The 17,764-nt window shown below is 70.1% G+C and carries 19 protein-coding genes and 1 pseudogene; 10 read left to right on the forward strand and 10 right to left on the reverse strand.

What is annotated here, in order from left to right; genetic code table 11:
* Positions 1 to 84 precede the first annotated feature (84 nt).
* The 4 genes and pseudogenes from ACLQ28_RS28885 (at position 85) to ACLQ28_RS28900 (ending at position 1,751) form a co-directional block, all read left to right on the forward strand.
* Positions 85 to 423 (forward strand): hypothetical protein, encoded by a 339-nt coding sequence (locus ACLQ28_RS28885; RefSeq protein WP_425689410.1) that lies wholly within the window; start codon positions 85 to 87, stop codon positions 421 to 423.
* Positions 424 to 656: 233 nt separating this feature from the next.
* Positions 657 to 848 (forward strand): annotated as a pseudogene (locus ACLQ28_RS28890) (Uma2 family endonuclease); the annotation flags it as partial.
* Between the two features lie 65 nt (positions 849 to 913).
* Positions 914 to 1,042, forward strand: coding sequence for a hypothetical protein (locus ACLQ28_RS28895; protein ID WP_425689469.1), 129 nt, complete (start codon positions 914 to 916; stop codon positions 1,040 to 1,042).
* Between the two features lie 220 nt (positions 1,043 to 1,262).
* The gene (locus tag ACLQ28_RS28900; RefSeq protein ID WP_425689411.1) at positions 1,263 to 1,751 is read left to right on the forward strand and encodes a hypothetical protein; all 489 of its coding nucleotides are present in this window, start codon (positions 1,263 to 1,265) and stop codon (positions 1,749 to 1,751) included.
* 105 nt (positions 1,752 to 1,856) lie between these two features.
* On the opposite strand, the gene ACLQ28_RS28905 is transcribed toward ACLQ28_RS28900, so the two are convergent.
* Together ACLQ28_RS28905 and ACLQ28_RS28910 are read right to left on the reverse strand one after the other, a co-directional pair.
* Complete coding sequence (locus ACLQ28_RS28905; protein ID WP_425689412.1) at positions 1,857 to 2,093, reverse strand: hypothetical protein; 237 nt, start codon at positions 2,091 to 2,093, stop codon at positions 1,857 to 1,859.
* On the reverse strand, positions 2,090 to 2,335 hold the full coding sequence (locus tag ACLQ28_RS28910; RefSeq protein WP_425689413.1) for a RyR domain-containing protein: 246 nt from the start codon (positions 2,333 to 2,335) through the stop codon (positions 2,090 to 2,092). Before ACLQ28_RS28910 ends, ACLQ28_RS28905 begins: the two co-directional genes overlap by 4 nt.
* Positions 2,336 to 2,595: 260 nt before the next feature.
* Between ACLQ28_RS28910 and ACLQ28_RS28915 the strand changes: the two genes are divergently transcribed.
* Positions 2,596 to 4,767: an AAA family ATPase gene (locus ACLQ28_RS28915; RefSeq protein WP_425689414.1), complete on the forward strand. Its 2,172-nt coding sequence runs from the start codon at positions 2,596 to 2,598 to the stop codon at positions 4,765 to 4,767.
* 16 nt (positions 4,768 to 4,783) lie between these two features.
* On the opposite strand, the gene ACLQ28_RS28920 is transcribed toward ACLQ28_RS28915, so the two are convergent.
* The 4 genes from ACLQ28_RS28920 to fxsA form a co-directional block, all read right to left on the reverse strand.
* The gene (locus ACLQ28_RS28920; RefSeq protein ID WP_425689415.1) at positions 4,784 to 6,016 is read right to left on the reverse strand and encodes a hypothetical protein; all 1,233 of its coding nucleotides are present in this window, start codon (positions 6,014 to 6,016) and stop codon (positions 4,784 to 4,786) included.
* A gap of 45 nt (positions 6,017 to 6,061) precedes the next feature.
* Positions 6,062 to 7,069 carry a hypothetical protein gene (locus ACLQ28_RS28925; protein ID WP_425689416.1) on the reverse strand — a complete coding sequence of 336 codons (1,008 nt, stop codon included), beginning with the start codon at positions 7,067 to 7,069 and terminating at the stop codon, positions 6,062 to 6,064.
* 12 nt (positions 7,070 to 7,081) lie between these two features.
* Positions 7,082 to 10,909, reverse strand: a complete 3,828-nt coding sequence (gene fxsT, locus ACLQ28_RS28930; protein WP_425689417.1) for an FxSxx-COOH system tetratricopeptide repeat protein — start codon at positions 10,907 to 10,909, stop codon at positions 7,082 to 7,084.
* 66 nt (positions 10,910 to 10,975) lie between these two features.
* Entirely contained in the window at positions 10,976 to 11,158 is a 183-nt protein-coding gene (gene fxsA, locus ACLQ28_RS28935) for an FxSxx-COOH cyclophane-containing RiPP peptide (RefSeq protein ID WP_425689418.1), read from the reverse strand.
* Between the two features lie 270 nt (positions 11,159 to 11,428).
* Here fxsA and ACLQ28_RS28940 point away from each other — a divergent pair, with 270 nt between their 5' ends.
* The 3 genes from ACLQ28_RS28940 to ACLQ28_RS28950 are packed head-to-tail and all read left to right on the forward strand — an operon-like array spanning position 11,429 to position 14,775.
* Complete coding sequence (locus tag ACLQ28_RS28940; RefSeq protein ID WP_425689419.1) at positions 11,429 to 12,637, forward strand: FxsB family cyclophane-forming radical SAM/SPASM peptide maturase; 1,209 nt, start codon at positions 11,429 to 11,431, stop codon at positions 12,635 to 12,637.
* On the forward strand, positions 12,634 to 13,968 hold the full coding sequence (locus ACLQ28_RS28945; protein ID WP_425689420.1) for an HEXXH motif domain-containing protein: 1,335 nt from the start codon (positions 12,634 to 12,636) through the stop codon (positions 13,966 to 13,968). The genes ACLQ28_RS28940 and ACLQ28_RS28945 overlap by 4 nt, the downstream gene beginning before the upstream one ends.
* A gap of 36 nt (positions 13,969 to 14,004) precedes the next feature.
* On the forward strand, positions 14,005 to 14,775 hold the full coding sequence (locus ACLQ28_RS28950) for a hypothetical protein (protein ID WP_425689421.1): 771 nt from the start codon (positions 14,005 to 14,007) through the stop codon (positions 14,773 to 14,775).
* Positions 14,776 to 14,777: 2 nt separating this feature from the next.
* On the opposite strand, the gene ACLQ28_RS28955 is transcribed toward ACLQ28_RS28950, so the two are convergent.
* Both ACLQ28_RS28955 and ACLQ28_RS28960 read right to left on the reverse strand, forming a co-directional pair.
* Complete coding sequence (locus ACLQ28_RS28955) at positions 14,778 to 15,029, reverse strand: hypothetical protein (protein WP_425689422.1); 252 nt, start codon at positions 15,027 to 15,029, stop codon at positions 14,778 to 14,780.
* Complete coding sequence (locus ACLQ28_RS28960; protein ID WP_425689423.1) at positions 15,026 to 15,328, reverse strand: DivIVA domain-containing protein; 303 nt, start codon at positions 15,326 to 15,328, stop codon at positions 15,026 to 15,028. Before ACLQ28_RS28960 ends, ACLQ28_RS28955 begins: the two co-directional genes overlap by 4 nt.
* Before the next feature lie 233 nt (positions 15,329 to 15,561).
* Here ACLQ28_RS28960 and ACLQ28_RS28965 point away from each other — a divergent pair, with 233 nt between their 5' ends.
* Both ACLQ28_RS28965 and ACLQ28_RS28970 read left to right on the forward strand, forming a co-directional pair.
* Positions 15,562 to 16,449, forward strand: coding sequence for a helix-turn-helix domain-containing protein (locus ACLQ28_RS28965; RefSeq protein WP_425689424.1), 888 nt, complete (start codon positions 15,562 to 15,564; stop codon positions 16,447 to 16,449).
* Positions 16,442 to 16,645 (forward strand): DUF397 domain-containing protein, encoded by a 204-nt coding sequence (locus ACLQ28_RS28970; protein ID WP_425689425.1) that lies wholly within the window; start codon positions 16,442 to 16,444, stop codon positions 16,643 to 16,645. The genes ACLQ28_RS28965 and ACLQ28_RS28970 overlap by 8 nt, the downstream gene beginning before the upstream one ends.
* Positions 16,646 to 16,688: 43 nt before the next feature.
* Here the strand turns inward: ACLQ28_RS28970 and ACLQ28_RS28975 are convergent, their stop codons facing one another.
* Positions 16,689 to 17,156 (reverse strand): hypothetical protein, encoded by a 468-nt coding sequence (locus tag ACLQ28_RS28975; RefSeq protein ID WP_425689426.1) that lies wholly within the window; start codon positions 17,154 to 17,156, stop codon positions 16,689 to 16,691.
* A gap of 160 nt (positions 17,157 to 17,316) precedes the next feature.
* The gene (locus tag ACLQ28_RS28980; RefSeq protein ID WP_425689427.1) at positions 17,317 to 17,757 is read right to left on the reverse strand and encodes an NUDIX hydrolase; all 441 of its coding nucleotides are present in this window, start codon (positions 17,755 to 17,757) and stop codon (positions 17,317 to 17,319) included.
* Positions 17,758 to 17,764 lie beyond the last annotated feature (7 nt).

Genomic DNA, 17,764 nt, shown 5'->3' on the forward strand with positions numbered 1-17,764 from the left:
TCCGGGCGACTCGGTTCGAACGCGTGCATTGCAGGCCAGCCTCGCGCGGTCGGGGGTGAAGATCGGCATCGTGAGGGGGAACTAATGGCTGGCCTCATCGTGCTGAAACCCGGCGTCGACTGGACCGCGACAGGCGGGTTGTTCGACTGGACGCTGGAGTTCCTGATTCCCCGCCTCACGGACAGGCAGGCGGCCGACCATTTGCAAGAGATCGTCGACAACAACCTCGGGTCGTTGTGGCTCGACAACCTACCCGCCGCAACAAAGCGGGAGATCGTCAGCCACTGGCGCGATGGGCTGGTGACGGCTGGCGAGCGGCAACTGCCAGAGACCGAACACAAGGTCGTCGTCATTCGCCATCTCCAGGAATTGGTGGACGCGACCTACTCAGCCGGGTTCCCCGGACCAAGCGATGCCGAGTAGTCGATGGGGCGGCACCGTCCCACCACCGAGGAAGCCAGAGGGTGAAGCCTTACGATGCGCGCCCATGGGCGCAGAGGCGGTTGGCAGGTACATGCCCCCGGTCATGACGCTCGACGGCCTGACGGCGATGAGAGCCGCAGACGAAAACCACCGGTACGAAATCAGCCCCGAGGGAGTCGTCTGGATTTCTGCCGCCGCCGGGCTACAGCCACGCGATCACCGCGACCCGACTCATGGTGTGGCTCGCTCAGGGCGGCGTCCCAGCGGAACACATTGCCCAAGCAGTCGGGCTACGCATACCGGGCCGTGACGGCAGCGTCGGCGGACGCATCCCCGACTTGGTCGTCTGGAGCAAGGCTCAGGCCGACGGTGTGTGGCTACCGGTCGCCGACGTGCTCCTTGTGATCGAGATCGTTTCACCCGGCTCCGAGGGTGTCGACACGGTGACCAAGCGCAGTGAATACGCCGCCGCGAGCATCCCCAATATTGGGTGGTCGACCAAGATGCGGCGCAGACCGTCACCATGCACTGTCTCGACGGCGACCGGTACGTCGCCCGTGCGACCATGCCGCTCGCCTGGGTCCTCAACACGGGGCCGGACGAGCACGGCCTCGGCTGAATCGGCCAGAAACCTCGCTCATCGTGCCGCGCCCGACCCAACTTACGCCTGTTACCGATACGAGTGCTGACTCTCGTCAGCCATGGGTGAGGCGACCCTCCTCCTCGAAGGCCCGGTGACGAGACCAGGGAGGGCCAGCCTGGCGGTCAACCGACCGGTGGAGAGGGCCCCGACCGTAAGACGATCTTGGAAGTCGTACGTCTGAGGCAGGATGTGCGCCATGACGACGCAACACCAGCACCTGGTCTACGGCCACTCCACGGCGCACGGCTGCCTCGCCTTCGCCGATGCCGGCACCGCGACCGAAGAGGCCGCGGAAATCCAGGCGCTCGCCGCCGCGCGGACGTGGGGCGAGGCCCGGCAGGTCCGGATGACCCACCTGTCGAACCCCGCCGGCCCGGAATACCACGAGCCGCAGGACGGGTACGCCGACGACAAGCCCTTCAACATCACCGAGGTGGCTGCGGTCGAGGACGGAGACTGGCCGCCCATGGTCACCGAGCGGGCGTTCGCGGTGCTGCCGCAGGACCTGCAGGACCGGTACGGCAAGCGCCAGGTCACCGTGCACAACGGCGACTACCTTGAGATCGCGGTCGCCGGTGAGGGCGAGTTGGTGGCCGAACTGCGCCAACGCGGCTACGAGGTGACCCGCGACGACGCGCTCATCAACCAGCTCGACGGCTTCAGCCTGGGCTCGCTCGCGGGCTAGCCCTCTTCAGTTCCGTTAGCAGCGCCGCTGGATCGGACTCTCAGTACCGAACCAGCGGCGCAGCCGTTTCACCTACAGATGCTCACGTAAGGGCGAGGGCGGCGGTCAGCAGGGGAAGGTCGTAGGGGCGACCAGCCGCAGCGGCTTGTCTGTCCTCCGGCCGGTCTCAGTGATGATGAGCGCCGTGCTCAACTGACCAGCCTGCCTTCCACTGCTCAGCCGGTTGATCGCCTCGACCATTGTGATCGCCCGGCGCACCAGAACAGCTTTCTCGCCCGGCTCGGCGAACCTCAGCACGTGGCTGACCGGTTCTTCCTCGGCGATGCCTGTGTTCCTGGTCACGCGCGGATCTCGTTTCGATTCATCTCTTGAAGGTCCGGCGACAGTTCGCCCCACAGTCGCAGTGCGGGGTGCCGACGGCGGGTGTCGTCGCGTGGCTCGCCGTACACCCAGCCCTTTCCCCGTCGTTCCTGACACCACCGCTCGTGCTCCAACTGCGCCAGCTTGTCGATCCGGTCGTCGATGGCCCGGCCGACGTCGGGGTCCGCTGCCGCGGCCCGGTGCACACCGTCCGCGCCGCGCACACCCAGACCGATCCCGTTCGCACCCGGTCCGGGCCATCCCGCGTCGTATTCGATGCAGTCGATCCGACCGGACCAACGGCACCCGGGCTGATCGGCTCTTTTCGCAGGTAGGAACCGCAGTAATCGGGTCGGTACCGGCCCCTTTCGGTGGCCACCGAGGGTTACGATTGCAAGACGGGTCGGAGGGGCGCACGATCGAGTCGGCCTCGCATTGACCGAACATCTGGCACCCGGACCGGAGCTACCGGAGGATCACGGAAATGGATGCATTCGGAGGTCCACCGGCGGCAGGCCCGGTCAATCCCTTCTCGCCGACCGCCGTGGCCCGGGTGACGGAGCACGGCACGGGCGCGAGCACGGTGGTCACCGCCGCGATCCGCGACGCGACCGACCAGATCGACGACTATCTGCGCACCGGCGACGGTGCGGTCGTCGCCGTCGTGGGTGACTACGGCATGGGCAAGACGCACCTCGCCGTCGAGCTGTTGGCCCATGCCAGACGGGTCACCGGGGTCGCCGGTCAGGCGATCTACCTGGACGCGCCGGGCGACACGTTCCTGTCACTGCACCGGCGCTTCCTCAGTCGGCTGTCCCGCGACGCCGTGCGCGACTTGCTGACCCGATACCAGACGGACTCCGGGAACGCCGCCGCTGCGGACGCGACCGACCAACTGGTCCTGCGGTTGCGCGAGGAGCTTGCGGAGGTCACCACCGACCCGGCTTTCGGCACCGCGCTGGCGATGCTGCTCGACCCGGCCACCGAGGCGGTCGCCTGGGACTGGTTGTCGGGTCACCCGCCGGCGCCGACGCTGCTCGCCGCCGGTGTGACTCCCAGCGCGGACGTGGAGGCCACCGCCGTCGAGGCGATGGGGGTGCTGGCCCTGCTGTACGGGCGACGACACGAACGATTCGTCCTGGTCCTCGACGAGCTGGACAAGATCCTCACCGCGGGCGGGCGGCCGGGGCAGGAGACGATGGCCCGCCTGCATCGGCTACTCGGGGTCTTTACCACCGCTGGCGCGTTCCTGGTGATCGCCGGGCTGCCCGACATGCTGCACCTGCTCAGCACCGAGGTGCGGCAACGGATCGGGCCGATCACCCGGATGTCGGCGCTCACCGGCGACGACGTCCGCACCTTCATCCGCCAGACCCAGCTGCGGGCGCTCGGCGAGGCACGGCTCGCGCCGTTCACCGTGGAGACCACCGAATACCTGGCGAATCTGGCTGACGGGGTGCCCCGGCGGGTGATCCGGCTCTGTTACCACCTCTTCCAGCGCGCCGCCCAAGCCGGCACGCCGGTCACTCACACCATGGTCCGGGAGGTGGTCCGGGTCCAGTTCGACCTGGCCAACCGGCAGGACGTGGCCGCCGACGTACGGCGGGTGCTCACCCAGGACGGCTGGTCGTACCAGCGGGACCATCTGGTCGGGTCGATGCGTGACCTGCCGGTGGACTTCTGGATACCTGTGGAAGAGCGCAACGCCGGCTGCTGCGTGCTGCTCACCGAGTCGGTCCTCAAGGCCGAGGACGTCGACGAACTCAACGGGAGGGTTGTCGCGATCCGGGCGGCGGTCCCGGACAGCGAGGCGGTCCTGGTCGTCGTCGGTCACCTGCCCGCGGAGTTCGCCGCAGAACTCGCCGGCACGTTCAGCGTCGAGCCGATCGTCCACGACCCGCAGTCGTTCGCCGAGGATCTCTCCGGCAGTGTCAAGGCTCTGATGCGCCGGCTGGAGCAGGCGATCGGCTCGGACGCGCTGACCTCTGTACGGCAGCGGGTGGAGCGAATTCACCGGCAGCAGAGCAACACCCAGCGCTCCATCGAGCAGCTGTCGTACCAGCTCGACGAGATCCGGGGCGAGCTGCACCAGGACCTGAGCGGCCCGGCGGGGCGGCTGGGCGTCGCGCCGGAGCGACACCGCGCGGCGTCGGAGCTGACGTCCGCCCTCCCGGGGCGGGTGTCCCGGGTCTTCGTCGAGGCCACCACCGCGCTGGATCAACTCACGGGCTTCGAGCGGCGGCTGCGGGACGCGTTCGCCCCGCATCGCACGGCGACCGTCGCCGGTGCCGACGGCGGGCAGGCGCTACGGTCGCTGCTGCGGTCGCGGGACGTGCAGCGGGCGGTCGGCACGTCGGTGGTCCTCCGCCGGTTGCTTGAGGCGTTCCGGGAGGGGGTCGAGCAGTGGTATGGCGGCCATCGCGCGAATCCTCAGCCAACGGACCTGGAACAGCTGGACCTTCTCTGCGAGACCTACGACGGGATCGCCGAATACCTGCCGCTATTCCAGTTGGACATTCTGAGCGGCCTGGCGGCCCCCGGCGCGGGCGCTGAGGACGGGCCGGACCCGGCCGAGCGGTCGCGTACCTGGTCGCAGGCGCGGTCGGTCTTCGACGGGTTGGGTGGTCGGGTCCGCCAGGGGCTGCTTGCCGGCTGAGCATCGCCGGTCGGGGTCAGCAGTCCGGTTCGAGGGTGCGGCTCGGTGGTGCCTCCCGCATGCGGGGCGGACCGGGCGGGTCGGCGTCCGCGGGCGCGGCCGTCCCTGGCCCGCCGGGACCGCGTCGGTCGAGCAGCACCGTGGCCAAGGCGTGCACGACGTTGATGACCACGATGGCCGTAGCCACGATCCCCACCGTGCCGGGGAAGTCCCGTTCCAGGATGAGGGCGAGGATCACCGCGGTGATGCCGTTCTGCTGCCCCCAGGCGAGGTAGCTCCGGTCGGCTGCGGGCAGGCCACGGGTGATCGGCAGCGACACCACCAGCTGGGCCGCGACGGCCGCCAGCCCGAGCACCACCCCTGGAACGATGTCGACCCCGTGCACGAGCAGCAGCCCGAGCAGGAACGTGGCGACCAGGTATGCCGCCTGGGTCGACCGGCCGACGACAGGGCCGAGCCGGGGACGGAAGAAGAGCCCGGCAATCGCGAGACCGAGCATGAGGAACTGCCAGGCTGCGAAGAGGACCAACACGATCAGCAGCGCCACGGCCAGCCAATTGAGTGCCGACCGGACGCCGGGGCGGACCGGGCGGCGATTGTCCTCCCGCAGGCCGGCGACGAGCAGTAGCCGCCACAGCAGCCAGGCGCCCACGGCGAAGGCCACGTTGGCGAGCAGATCGACCAGGAGGTCCAGCGGCCGGTCGCTGATCGCGCCGGCGAGCGCGCCGCCGTCTGATCCGCTGAGGTCCAGGGCGAACGCCGATACGTAGACGGTGAGCAGCACGGTGATCGGGTCGTCGAAGGACGCCCAGATCGACAGGATGGAGCGGGCGCGGGCGGACGTGCGGTCCGGGCGGCTCATCGCGGCCACCGCAAGCGGATCGATCTGGGCGACGGCCACACCGAGGACCAGGAACGCGGGGTTGCGGAACGCCAGCACCATCACGCCGGCGATGAGCGCGGCCTTGGCGACCACGCCGACTGTAACGGCCAGCAGCACGGTGCCCAGGTGGGTGCGGACCTCGGCGAGGCTGATGTCCCGGGTGCTGCCGACCAGCCCCACGGCCAGCAGGACCGAAGCGAGCAGGAGGTACGCAGGGGAGCGCTCGAGCCCGTCGATGTCGCCGACCCAGGCCACCACGAGCCCGGTCAGGGCGGCGGCGACCACGACCGCTGATCTCGCCAAACCGGTCACGGCCATCCCGCCGACGCGTCGATCCTGGTTGATCCGACGTGAGCGTACCGGCACCGGACAACCGTCTCAATCGCGAACCACGTCAACCCGCCGGACAATTCAGGCCGGCACGGCCAGCCGTCGGGCGACCGTCGCCATCTCCGCATCGGCGCGGGCGACCGAGTCCTGGTCCAGGGTGATGCCGACCAGATAGTCGTCCGGGGAGAGCAGGTAGTAGTAGATCGCGCCCATCTCCACGTCGAGGACCAGCCGGGTGATGTCCCCGTCGATGGCCCGGCGCAGGTCCCGACCGACCTGCATGGCCAGGAGCGACAGGTCACCGGAGAGGCGCTGGTAGCGGTCCCGCCGATCCGCCACCGTGATGCCCCGGTTGAAGAACGCCTCCAGGTCGTGGTGGTCGAGGATGTCGACGGCCGCTGTCTGCTCACCCATCCGGTGGTGGCTCAGGTAGTGCAGGCCCGCCGGTTGCAGCGCCGCTGGGAGATCCCCCTCGGGCATCGGCGAGCCGGTCACGTACGGCCGGAGGTCTTCCTTCGACACCGGTACCGGTGTCGCCTCGCCGTCGGTGTCGGCGTTCCAGCCGCCGGGATTCTGCGATCGCTGGCGCAGCAGTCGGCGCAGGTCAGTGGCGAGTTGCGCGGCAGCCCGGTCGACCGCGCTCACCCGGGTCGGGTCGGCCACCGGCTCACCGTCCGCATTCGGTACGACGGCGAAGCCGACCACGTGCTCGTTGCCGACCACCGAGTTGCAGAAGACGAGACCCGACCGGGTCTGCAGGACCATGCGAATCAGCCCCCCGCTGTGCAGCTCCCCCAGCCGGCGATGCAGCTCGCTCACTCGGTACACCAATTGGGCACCAACACGGCGGTGCACCTCGCGACGCTGTGACCGGGCTGCCTCGTCGTCGTCGCTCGCCGAGGTGGCGGACGGGTGGGCGAGCAGGTCCAACGCGAAGTCGAGCACCCCCGTGGTGTAGTGGGCGACGTGGTAGACGCCGCAGCCGCTGAGCAGCAGGCCCCGGCAGAGGTCCCGCTTCTTGAGGAAACCCGGGACGTCCTGCTCGGCCGACTCCTCGACCAGGGCGTCGTGCAGCTCCGGATCCGTCACCAGGTCACTCCCTCAACTCTGCGGCACATCGATGTCGGTGTCGGTCAGTGTCGCGTCTTCGGGTGCGCCCGCACGCAGCGCCCGGATCGCGGCGAGGTTGGTCACGGCGTCCTGCCTGACCGGGTGGCCATGGCCGAGGTAGCGCACGGAGGTGCCGTAGGCCTCCTTCTGGACCGACAATGCGCCGTCGGGGTCACCTGCAAGGGCCAGGTGTCCGGCCTGACCCGTCATTGCCGCCAGCGTCCAGGGGTGCGCGTCGCCGAGCTTCCCCCGCAGGGAGCGCAGGCCGCGCTCGCCGTTCCGGACCGCCTGGTCGAACTCCCCGGTGCCGCGCTGGAACAGGGCCAGGTTGACCGAGCAGATCGCGGTGAACGGGTGCCCCGGCGCCAGCTTGCGCTCGTAACCGCGTAGGCAGCGCATGGCGTGCTTGACGGCGATCCCGGGGTCGCCGGTGCGGTAGTAGTCGGCCGCGAGGCTGAGCAGGCTGCCCCGGGTGAGCGGGTGGTCCTCGCCGAGGTGCTCGACATAGCCGCGGTACGCCTCGGTGCTGCGCTTCTTGGCGGGGATGATCAGGCCGAGGCGGCGCTCGGTGACGGCGAGACTGCGATTGATCCGCAGCTCGTCGAGGAGGCGGCCGGTGGGCAGCTCGTGGATGCGGGCGAGCGCCTCCCGCAGGGTGGCCAGCGACAGATCGTACTCACCGACCTCCCGCTCACAGGTGCCGACCTGGCACGACGCCCGCCAGGTCCGGGGGTCCTCCGGACCGAACAGCAACATCCGGCGGTCCCGCTCCTGGCGGGCCAACCGCAGCGCCTCCGAGGCGTCACCGTTGAGCAGGAAGGAGATCCCAAGATTGTTCACCGCCATCCGCGTGTTGGGGTGCTCGTCGCCGACCACCTCGCGGAAGCCCTTGAAGGTGGCCTGGTCCTCGACCAGGGCATCCTCGAATCGGCCCAGGCCGCGTAGGTCGCCGCCGCGTCCGCGACCGGCGACCAGGGTGCTGAAGTGGCTCAGGCCGTAGCGGCGGCGTTGCTCGCTGAGTACCCGTTCGTCCAGCCGCAGCGCCTCCTGATAGTCGCCCAGCGCCCGGTACAGGTTCGCGGTCTGGGCGAAGAGTCGCATCGTCAACTGGTCGATCTGGTCGCCGCGCTCCCACCGGTCGCACGCCGCCACCGCCAGCAGCAGCGCCGAGCGCCAGGCATCGCTGTCGTTGGACAAGAAAAGGTGGCGCACCTGCTTGACGACCCAGTGCCGGACCCGCCGGTCGTCGGACATCAACGCCCCGACGGGTACGACGTGTCGTTGCAGCTCCTCGAAGACGTCGGCGTAACGGTCGTCGTCGGCCTCCGGATCGGTCGGGGCGTAGCCGGCGAGCCCGTGCAGGACGTGCCGGTGCCGCTCCTCCCGCTCCGGTTCGGGCATGCCCTCCCGGAGCAGGACCTGGATGGCGCGGTGCATCCGCAGGGCCGACCCGCGCCCCCAGTCGACCTCGTAGAGCGCGAAGCGGGCGCCGACGGTCAGGACCAGGTCCACCTCGTTGGCGTCGAGCAGCATCTTGTCGGCGTCCGTGCCGGACGCGGCGGCGAGCTGGGTCAACATCGACGTGGACCGCAGCAGGGGCAGCCCGATGCCCTCCGGGGAGAGGAACGCGCTGAGCTCGGCCAGCCTGATGGCCAATTCCCCGAACGGGGTGGCGCGCAGCGCCTCCAGCGTGATCCGGAGAACCCGGGCCACGCTGGAGGTGTGCGACCCGGGAATCCGTTCGCCGAGGTCCTCGTCGGGCTGGCACTCCAGCGCGGCCAGCAACTCCCGGACACCCTGGCCCACCGCCTCCAGGTTGGGCACCCCGCCCCGCTCCAGCCGCAGGACACGTTGACGCATCCAGGCAGTGGCCAGGCGCAGGGCCAACGGCAGGTGCTCCAGCGCCACCGCGATCGACCGGGCGTCCTCGGTGCCGATGCCGAGCACCCGGCGCAGCATGGCGACGCTCTCGTCATTGGTGAAGGCGGCGAGCTCCAGAGGGGCCGGCAGCCCGGACGAGCCGTCGTCCCGGGATGTGATCACCACGTGGCCCGCGCCAGCGCGCGGTAGCAGACCCGTCAACACGTTGGCGTCGTCGGCGTTGTCGTAGATCAGCAGCCAACGCTGAAAGGCGCCACCAGGAGCGGCGAGCGCCTCCAGGGCAGCCTCCGCCGCCCCGGTGCTGTCCACCGCCTTGATCTCGTCGGCGAGCGCGCCGAGCCCAGTCTGGACGCTCTCCCGGTCCTGCGCGGGAATCCACCAGACCACGTCGTAGTCGTAGGCGAAGCGGTGCGCGAACTCCCGGGCCAACTCGCTCTTGCCGACCCCTGCCCCGCCGGTGAGGGTCACCGGCCCGTCCTCGCGGGTGAGGTGGTCGCGTAGCCGCTCCAGGTAGTCGTCCCGGCCGACGAACGACGGATTACGCGGCGGCACGTTGAAGCGCACCCTCCGCTCGAAGTCCTCCGGGAAACGCGGCACGTTCCGCAGGTCGCCAGCAGGCTGGGCGGGGGCGATCAGACCAAGTTGCCCCAACAGCAACGACTGTGCCCGGATCGCCTCGGCCCCCCGCAGGTCGATGACCCGTTCGGGGATGAACGGCTCACCCCACGACTCGCCCGCCACGAGCACGCCGAGCACCTCCGCCGGTGGGCCTGCGGCCCCCGAGCGCAGCCCGGTCAGGCTCTCCCCGAACGTGTCGGCGAGCCCCGGCGAGAGGACCGCCAGCACGGTGGTGTCCGGCCCGAAATCCCACTCGACGCGGGGGCGCACCGCCCACAGGCGCGGCCGTGCCCCGGTACGGCGCAGCTGTCCACCGATCCAGTCCGCCCACGGCCGGTCGACCGGGTCGTACGCCACGACGATGTCGCCGAGGCTCTCCGCCTGCTCCAAGAGAACCGCACGCCGGTAGCGTCGACGGAGGCGCTCCGGCACGGTGGCCGCCCGGGTGACCTCACCTCCGGTGACCCACTCCGTGATCCGCTCGTACGCGGACAGAGGGCTGCTCGCGTCGTCCGACTCGTCGGCGAGCACGGACAGCACGTCCTCGAACGTGTCGTAGTTGCGCCCTGGCACCTCGACGATCCCGACCGCCGCGGAACCGTTGGCGTCACCGTTCGGCCTCTCGAGCAGCCAGGCGAAGGCCTGTCGGACGTAGTCGCGGGACTCGCCGTGCCCCGCCTCCGGGACCTCGTGCAGGGTTGGCGCGGCGAGCACCCGAATTCCGCCGATGGCCCGCTGCTGCAACTCCTTGGCGAGCGCGGCGGCCTGCTGCACCGCGAGCCGACGAGGTGGCATGCAGACCACCGCGACATCGCTGAGCACGGCGCTGTGGGTGATCCCCGACTCGCTCAGGTCCACCGGGGCGTCGATGAGGACGTAGTCGTAGTCGGCCTGCTGGAGCAGTTGTCGAATCCGCGCGGCATCCCCGCTGGGCGGGCCGCCGGCGGTGGCGCCGAGACCGACCATGGCGAATCTGGCCGTCGAGCCGGACACCGCGTACCGGTAGAGGGTGCCCTGCTCGGGCGCGGCCGGTGCGGCCACCGTCGCGGTCGGCACCGGTGATACGTCGGGTGCGGGGGTGAGCACGGCCGCGAGGTCGTCGCCCAACTCCCGCGCCGCCGGGACGGCATCCACCTGGACCGGGCGCAGGAAGTCGTAGACCCGAGGGGTCTTCGGACACCAGTCGACGGCGAGCACCTTCTTGCCGTTGCCGGCGAGGATCCAGGCGACGTTGGCCACCGCGCTGCTGCGGCCGGTGTCGTCGCCGGGCGACACAAACGAGACGATCGTGGCCGCACCCGGTGTCTCATCCCTGCTCATGTTCATGGCTCTCCCCCGGCCCGGGCGGTGGTGCGGGTCGCCGCGTCGGACGCGGCGCCCGTGGGGTCAGTCGTCGCCATCGAGGGCACTCTCGAAGCCCGCATACTGGTCACCGGGCGTGGCGGCGCGGTGATCGAGCCGCCGCAACGCGGCGAAGAGGACAGTGCCCGGCAGAGCGTCCAACTCGGCGAAGTCCAGTTCGGTGAGGTCGATCAGCTCGGAACGGAAGTCGTCCTCACCGGTGTCCATCCTCGACCACCGCCTGTCTCCGTGTCGCGCCCCCGCCCGGCCGGCCGCACCGCCGGGCCGGACATCGACTGGTGGCCGTATCCGCTGAGTGTGCTCATGATAACCGTGCGCCCCACCTTCGGCCGACAGCCGGACGGCGGCCGGACCAGGTACGACGGGACCACCCCGGCACCGGCTCGTCGGCGGCGGCACGCGGAACGTCGCATGTCGATGTATGCTCCATTCTGGCAGGTGGCCTGACCGGTGATCGACAGGACGGCGGAGCATCTGATGCCCGGACCCGTTGGCGGCCATCGACCGTCGCTCGGCGCGGTTCTCCGCGCCGCACCACCGGGGCGCCCGGTGCCCTTCCGACAGTTCGTGGTCAAGCTGCACAGCCGCTGTGACCTGGCCTGCGACCACTGCTACGTCTACACGATGGCCGACCAGCGCTGGCGGTCCCGGCCCCGGTCCATGTCGACGGCGACGCTGACGCGCACCGGCGAGCGGATCGGCGAGCACGCCCGCCGGCATCGGCTCGAACGGGTGCGCGTCGTCCTACACGGCGGGGAGCCGCTCCTGGCCGGGGTCTCCGGCATCGAACGGGCCGTCGAGCTGCTGCGGCGGGGTGCCGCCCCGGTGCCGGCGCGGGTGACCGTGCAGACCAACGGTGTCCGCCTGGACGACTCCTTCCTACGGCTTTTCGACCGGCTCGACGTACGGGTCAGCGTCAGCCTCGACGGGGACCGCGCGGCACACGACCGGCACCGGCGAGGGCCGGACGGGCGGGGCAGCCATGATCGGGTCCAGGCCGCGCTACACCGGCTCACCGGGTCGTACCGGCGGCTGTTCAACGGGCTGCTGTGCACCGTCGATCTGCGCAACGACCCGGTCACCACATACCGTGCTCTGCTGACGCACCGCCCACCGGTGGTGGATTTCCTGCTACCGCACGGCACCTGGACCGCACCGCCCGCCGGCCGGCCACCCGACCCGGCGCAGGCCCCGTACGCGGCCTGGCTGACCGCCATCTTCGACGAGTGGTACGCCGACCGAGGGCAACAGACCCGGATCCGCCTCTTCGACGAGATCATCCAACTCCTGCTCGGCGGTTCCTCCCGCCTCGCGGGGGTGGGGGTCAGCCCAGTCGCCGTCGCGGTGGTGGAGACCGACGGCGCGATCGAGATGGACGACACCCTCGGCGCCGTCCACGCCGGTGCCGGGCACACCGGCCTGCACGTCGACCGGGACACCTTCGACGCCGCCCTCGACCAGCCGGGCGTCCGGGCACAACAGGCCGGGGTGGCCACGCTGGCCGCCGAGTGCCGCGCCTGCGATCTGCATCTGGTCTGCGGGGGCGGGCTCTACACGCATCGCTGGCGCGCCGGCAGCGGCTTCGACAACCCGTCGGTGTACTGCGCCGACCTGTACCGGCTCATCGACCACATCCGCCGCACCGTGCGCCGGGACGTCGCCACGCTGCGGGAGGGTGCCCGGTGACGCCGACCGGGCATCTGCTGCCGCGTGCCGTCCTCGACGACCTCGCCACGGGCCGGGGCGGTCCGGCCGCCGTACAGCTGCTGCAGGCCGCGCAGCACAGCAAGAACCTGCTGCTGATGCGGGCAGTCATGGTGCTCACGCACCGGGTGAACCATCCGGACCGGGCGGCGGTCGAGGCGGCGTACCAGCTGGTGGGTGGGCTGGACCGGTCCCACCGCCACACGGCGTGGGGCCACCCGCCGGTCGCGGCCTGGGCCGTCGGCACCGCGTCGCTGCTACGCCGGGGCGAACACGCGGCGGCGTACCCCGGTCTGCTCGCGGCGGTTGCGGCGGCTGCGGCGGTGCGGGCCCGCGCGGACGCCGACCTGGACGTGCCGCTCGACCCGGCCACTCCGGGCCGGCTGGACCTGCCCGGCCTCGGCACCCTGCGGGTCGACCCCACGGCGACCCGCGCCGGGGTGCGGTGCGCCGACGGGCGCGCCGAGGTGCGCTGCGCCGGGCAGCGAACCATGATCGGGTACGACCACACGCCCGACCATCGGTGGCGGCCTTTCCCCGAACTGCGCGCCACCCACGGTGGGCTCGCGCTGCGGCTGCTGCTGGACACCGGGACGTGGCGGCACGTACCGACGACGGTCGAGCGCGGCGCCCAGCCGATCACCGGCCCCGTCACCGACCCGGGTCGGTGGCAGCACCGGCTACGCGGGGCGTGGCGCCTGCTCACCGACGAACATCGGCCGATCGCCGAGGAGGTGTCGGCAGCACTCTGCGCCCTGGTGCCGCTCGCCACCCCCCGTGCCGGCCTACGCAGCGGCACGTTTCAACACGCGTTCGGATCGGTGGCGATGTCTCTGCCGCCGGATGCCCGCTCCGCGGCGGTCACCCTCGCCCACGAGGTCCAGCACCTGAAGCTGGCCGCGCTGATCGACCTGTTCCCGCTGGTGGATCCGGGTCCGGAAGACCTGTTCTACGCGCCATGGCGGCCCGACCCCCGACCGTTGGAGGGTCTCCTGCACGGCGCCTACGCCCACCTGGGGGTGGCCGGCTTCTGGCGCCGTCAACGGTTTGTCGAGCAGCACCGGGCAGCCCGGCACCACGCCGAGGTCGAGTTCGTCCGCTGGACTCGAGCCGCCGCCGAGACCGTCCAGGAGCTGATGGCGCAGCCGCGCCTGACCACCGTCGGCCGGCACCTGGTCGACGGCATGGCACCGGTCCTCGACGGCTGGGCCCACGAACCCGTCGCCGCCGGAGCCGCGGCGGACGCCGATAGACGGCTCGCCGCACACCGGGCCCACTGGGATCGAGAGCGGGCCGGGGCACGGCCGGCGTGACAGCGAGGCTTGCCGATCTGCTTTACGCTGTGCCGCATGGGGGACGCCAACGGGCAGCCGACCCGCCGCGAATGCTTCGTGATTGCTCCGATCGGCCCGGAGAACTCCGAGATCCGCCGACGCAGCGACCAGATTCTCAAGCACGTCATTCGCCCGGTGGTCGAGGCGCGAGGATTCCAGGCGATCCGGGGCGACGAGATCGAACGCGCCGGTCTGATCACCTCGCAGGTGCTCGACCGGATCATCCAGAACGACCTGGTCATCGCCGACCTCACCGACCAGAACGCCAACGTCTTCTACGAGCTGGCCGTCCGGCACGCGCTGCGCAAGCCGTTCGTGCAGCTGATGGCGAAGGAGCAGCAGCTCCCCTTCGACGTGCAGGGCATGCGCACCATCCTGGTCGACCACACTGACCTGGACAGCGTGCACTCAGCCAAGGAGCAGTTGGGCCGCGCGATCGACTCAATCACCACGGACGCTGACATCGTCACCCCGATGTCGGTCGCCCTGACCCTGCAGGACCTGCGTGGCTCGTCGAGCCCGCACGAGGCCGGCCTCTCACAGATCATCGAGACGCTGCCCCAGATGATGGACATCCTCCAAGACCTGCAACGGCACGTCGGCACGAGCGGCCCGGTCGAGCCCTCAGAGGCCGACGACCACCGGCGATTGCGCAGCCTCGTCGCGTCATTGACCGACCGTGGGCTGGTTACCGAGCAAGATCTGGCCGGGCTGCTCGGCGGGGCCAGCAGCAAGTTCGACAGGTGGGTGCAGCACCTGATCCAGCGCTCGGGCGGAGACGGCTGACCTCACCGCCGCAAGCGACGGGAGCAGTCGCCGTCGTGGCCTTCGCGGAGGAGGCAGCGCCGGCCCCCAGGCAGCCGCAGGTCGCAGAAGACCCGGTGCCGGAGGAACTGCTGGTCCTCTTCGGAGACGGTGGTCTCCCCCGGGTCCGCCATCGGCAGCACCAGCATCCACCGGCCGATGACCCGGGCCAGGCGTTGCGCGGCAGCCAGGTCGTTGGCGACGACGGGCAGGTGGATGACGTACCGCTGGCTCATTGGGTGTGGTCCCCCTCGTTGCGGGCGCGGGCCTGATCGGTCTGCCAGCGACGCAGCCCGGCCTTGATCCGGGCAGTCTCGCGGCGGCTCTCGGCGAGCGCGGCGTAGACGGCGGCCATGTCGCCGGCGACCCGGTCGAGGAAGGCGTACACGTCGTCGGGGTTGAGACCGCGACGCCCGAGCCCGGTCGGCGCGAAGCGGCGCTCGCGCACCTGCCACGGCAGCAGACTGGTGTACGCGCTGAAGCGGTAGGTCGCGCCACCGCTCAGCGGCTCTGCTCGCTGGTTTTTGGCGTTCATGTCTGCCTGCCTTCCTGATGCGCAGGGGCGGAGGGTGTTCGGGGAAGCACGGCGACCGTTCCGGGGGGACCGGCCGGCCGCCGTGCTGTGATCAGCCTGCGACAGTCCGCAGTGGAAGCGCAACGTTCTACACCGCAATTTCGCTGCTGTGCATTGACTTTCTTTGTTGCAACCCGTATGAGTTGCAGGAGCAGGTCACGCAGTGTTGCGTGTTGGAACCAGGGAGTGTGCGGATGCCCGACGACATCGGATCGACCGTGCCGCGCCGGCAACTCGGCCGGCTGCTGCGGCAATTCCGCAACGAGGCCGGGGTGACGCTCGACGCCGCCGCCGAGGCCCTCGAATACAGCCGGCAGAAGATCTGGCGCCTTGAGTGCGGCCAAGGCTCCGTCCGGGTGCTCGACGTCAAGGCGATGTGCGAGCTGTACGGGGTGTCGCCTGAGATGACCGAGGCGATGCGCGGGCTCGCCGCGGAGACGAAGTCGAAGGGCTGGTGGCACGCGTACGGCGATGCGGTGCCGAACTGGTTCGAGCTGTACGTAGGGCTGGAATCTGCCGCCTCCCGGCTCAGAGGTTTCGACGAGTCGCTGATCCCCGGGATCCTGCAGACGAAGAGTTACGCCGACGCGCTATTCCGGCTTGGCAGGATGCTCAGCGACGAGGAGCGGGAGGGCGCCGTCCAAGTGAGACTCCAGCGGCAGGCACTCCTCATCCGGCGACTCCCGGTGGCGCCACGGCTGGAGTCGGTGTTGTCAGAGGCGGTACTTCGACGCACGGTCGGCAGCCCGACCGTCATGACCGCACAGCTCGACCATCTGCTCAAACTGACAGAACTGCCAAGTGTGTCCGTCCGGGTGCTGCCATTAGCCGCCGGACCACAGCCCGGTGCCGTCGCCGGCACCTTCATGATCCTCGATTTCCCCGCCACCAAGGGCGGCAGGGCTGCCCCGGAACCGTCGGTCGTCTACAGCGAGTCGCTGACAGGGGCGCTCTACCTCGACAAGCCCGACGAGTTGGCCGCATATGAACGCGTCTGGAGAGGGCTGGATGCGCTGGCCCTCGACGAGGCAGAATCGACTGACATGATCAAGAGAATCTCCGGGGAGATGCGGCATGACTGACCTGACCGGCGCCACCTGGCGCAAGAGCACGCGCAGCGGCGACAACGGCGGCGCGTGCGTCGAGGTCGCCATGGACCTCTCCGGGGTCGTGGCCGTCCGCGACTCGAAGGATTCCAGGGGACCGCTACTCACCTTCACCGCGCAGGCATGGACCGACTTCATCTCCGCTGCCAGGCGCGATGGACGCGTCAGTTAAATGCGGTGTCGCCGCTGGTGTGCGAGCAGGACATGGGTGCTGGTCACCAGTCGCGGGCCCAGTCCGGCGGTGGTACGACGGCGAGCTGCGGCTCTCCGCTGATCGGTTCGAGCGCGTGCACGATCCGCAGGTCGCCGTCGGCGGCGGCATCCTCATCGGTGAGGACCCGACCGCTGCTGCCGTCGGTGCTGACCAGCAACCACCGGTCGGGGTGGATGCTGCCGTCGTCGACCAGTGCCCGCACGCCGAAGGTGCGGGCCAGGGTCGCCGCCAACTCTCGCTCCCCCTGACCGGTGGCGTCGGCGAGTTCGGTGCCGCCGGTCAGGATCCAGCCGAATCCTTCGTCCTCGTCTGGAGGATTGAGCATGGCGACCGGCCGCGGGTCGTCGACTGCCCGGTCCTCGATTCGCCCGACGTAGACCGCGCCCGGTGAGATGCCGTAGTCCTCGTTCAGGAATCGCCGTAGCGCCTCGGCGGGCAGTTCCTTCTCGAAGTGGATCTGATAGCGCAACGGTTACCCCGGCAGCTCTTGTGGTGGCGAAGGACATCCAGCGCACGCTCCTACGCAGCCCCGCTCAGGATGGGTATGCCGGCCCATCCACGTCGAGCGCGCCTACGACAGCCGCTACCCAACGGTGGTCCACGCGCCGACCTTGGCGCAACCGGACCCGCTAAGTCAGCCGGCGCTTACGCCAGCGCTGGATGGTCCGCTTGTAGGGCTCAGGCATGTGCAGATGAGGCACCTCGTCGTACGTGAACACGCCGAGTTCCTTGTGCTCAGCGGAATAAACGAGGGCTTCGTCGCCGACGTAGGTGGCGCCGAAGCTCACGATGAACACGTGCCGGATCGGCGTGATCACGTAGACCCAGGAGTCGATGATGTCGACCTTCGTGATGGTCAGCCCGAGCTCTTCGGCGACTTCCCGGCAGACGCCGTCCTCGGGCGTCTCGCCGACCTCGAGTTTGCCGCCGGGCAGCTCCCACTCGTCGCGCTCGTTGCGCAACAGCGGCACCCGGCCGTGGTGATCGATAACGAGCTTGACTGAGATCGGTAGCTGGTATTCGACGTACCCCGGGTTTCTCTCGACCAGGTACGGCGGTCGCTCGGTCATGCGGCGG

The organism is Micromonospora sp. DT201 (assembly GCF_049841575.1).
GTDB lineage: Bacteria > Actinomycetota > Actinomycetes > Mycobacteriales > Micromonosporaceae > Micromonospora.

Bases quoted from the DNA above. Each gene is read 5' to 3' on its own strand.
- ACLQ28_RS28955 (WP_425689422.1), bottom strand. From the start codon at position 15,029: ATGAGCCAGCGGTACGTCATCCACCTGCCCGTCGTCGCCAACGACCTG.
- ACLQ28_RS28940 (WP_425689419.1), top strand. From the start codon at position 11,429: ATGCCCGGACCCGTTGGCGGCCATCGACCGTCGCTCGGCGCGGTTCTC.
- ACLQ28_RS28970 (WP_425689425.1), top strand. From the start codon at position 16,442: ATGACTGACCTGACCGGCGCCACCTGGCGCAAGAGCACGCGCAGCGGC.
- fxsA (WP_425689418.1), bottom strand. From the start codon at position 11,158: ATGGACACCGGTGAGGACGACTTCCGTTCCGAGCTGATCGACCTCACC.
- ACLQ28_RS28915 (WP_425689414.1), top strand. From the start codon at position 2,596: ATGGATGCATTCGGAGGTCCACCGGCGGCAGGCCCGGTCAATCCCTTC.
- ACLQ28_RS28965 (WP_425689424.1), top strand. From the start codon at position 15,562: ATGCCCGACGACATCGGATCGACCGTGCCGCGCCGGCAACTCGGCCGG.
- ACLQ28_RS28885 (WP_425689410.1), top strand. From the start codon at position 85: ATGGCTGGCCTCATCGTGCTGAAACCCGGCGTCGACTGGACCGCGACA.
- ACLQ28_RS28900 (WP_425689411.1), top strand. From the start codon at position 1,263: ATGACGACGCAACACCAGCACCTGGTCTACGGCCACTCCACGGCGCAC.
- ACLQ28_RS28960 (WP_425689423.1), bottom strand. From the start codon at position 15,328: ATGAACGCCAAAAACCAGCGAGCAGAGCCGCTGAGCGGTGGCGCGACC.
- fxsT (WP_425689417.1), bottom strand. From the start codon at position 10,909: ATGAGCAGGGATGAGACACCGGGTGCGGCCACGATCGTCTCGTTTGTG.
- ACLQ28_RS28980 (WP_425689427.1), bottom strand. From the start codon at position 17,757: ATGACCGAGCGACCGCCGTACCTGGTCGAGAGAAACCCGGGGTACGTC.
- ACLQ28_RS28950 (WP_425689421.1), top strand. From the start codon at position 14,005: ATGGGGGACGCCAACGGGCAGCCGACCCGCCGCGAATGCTTCGTGATT.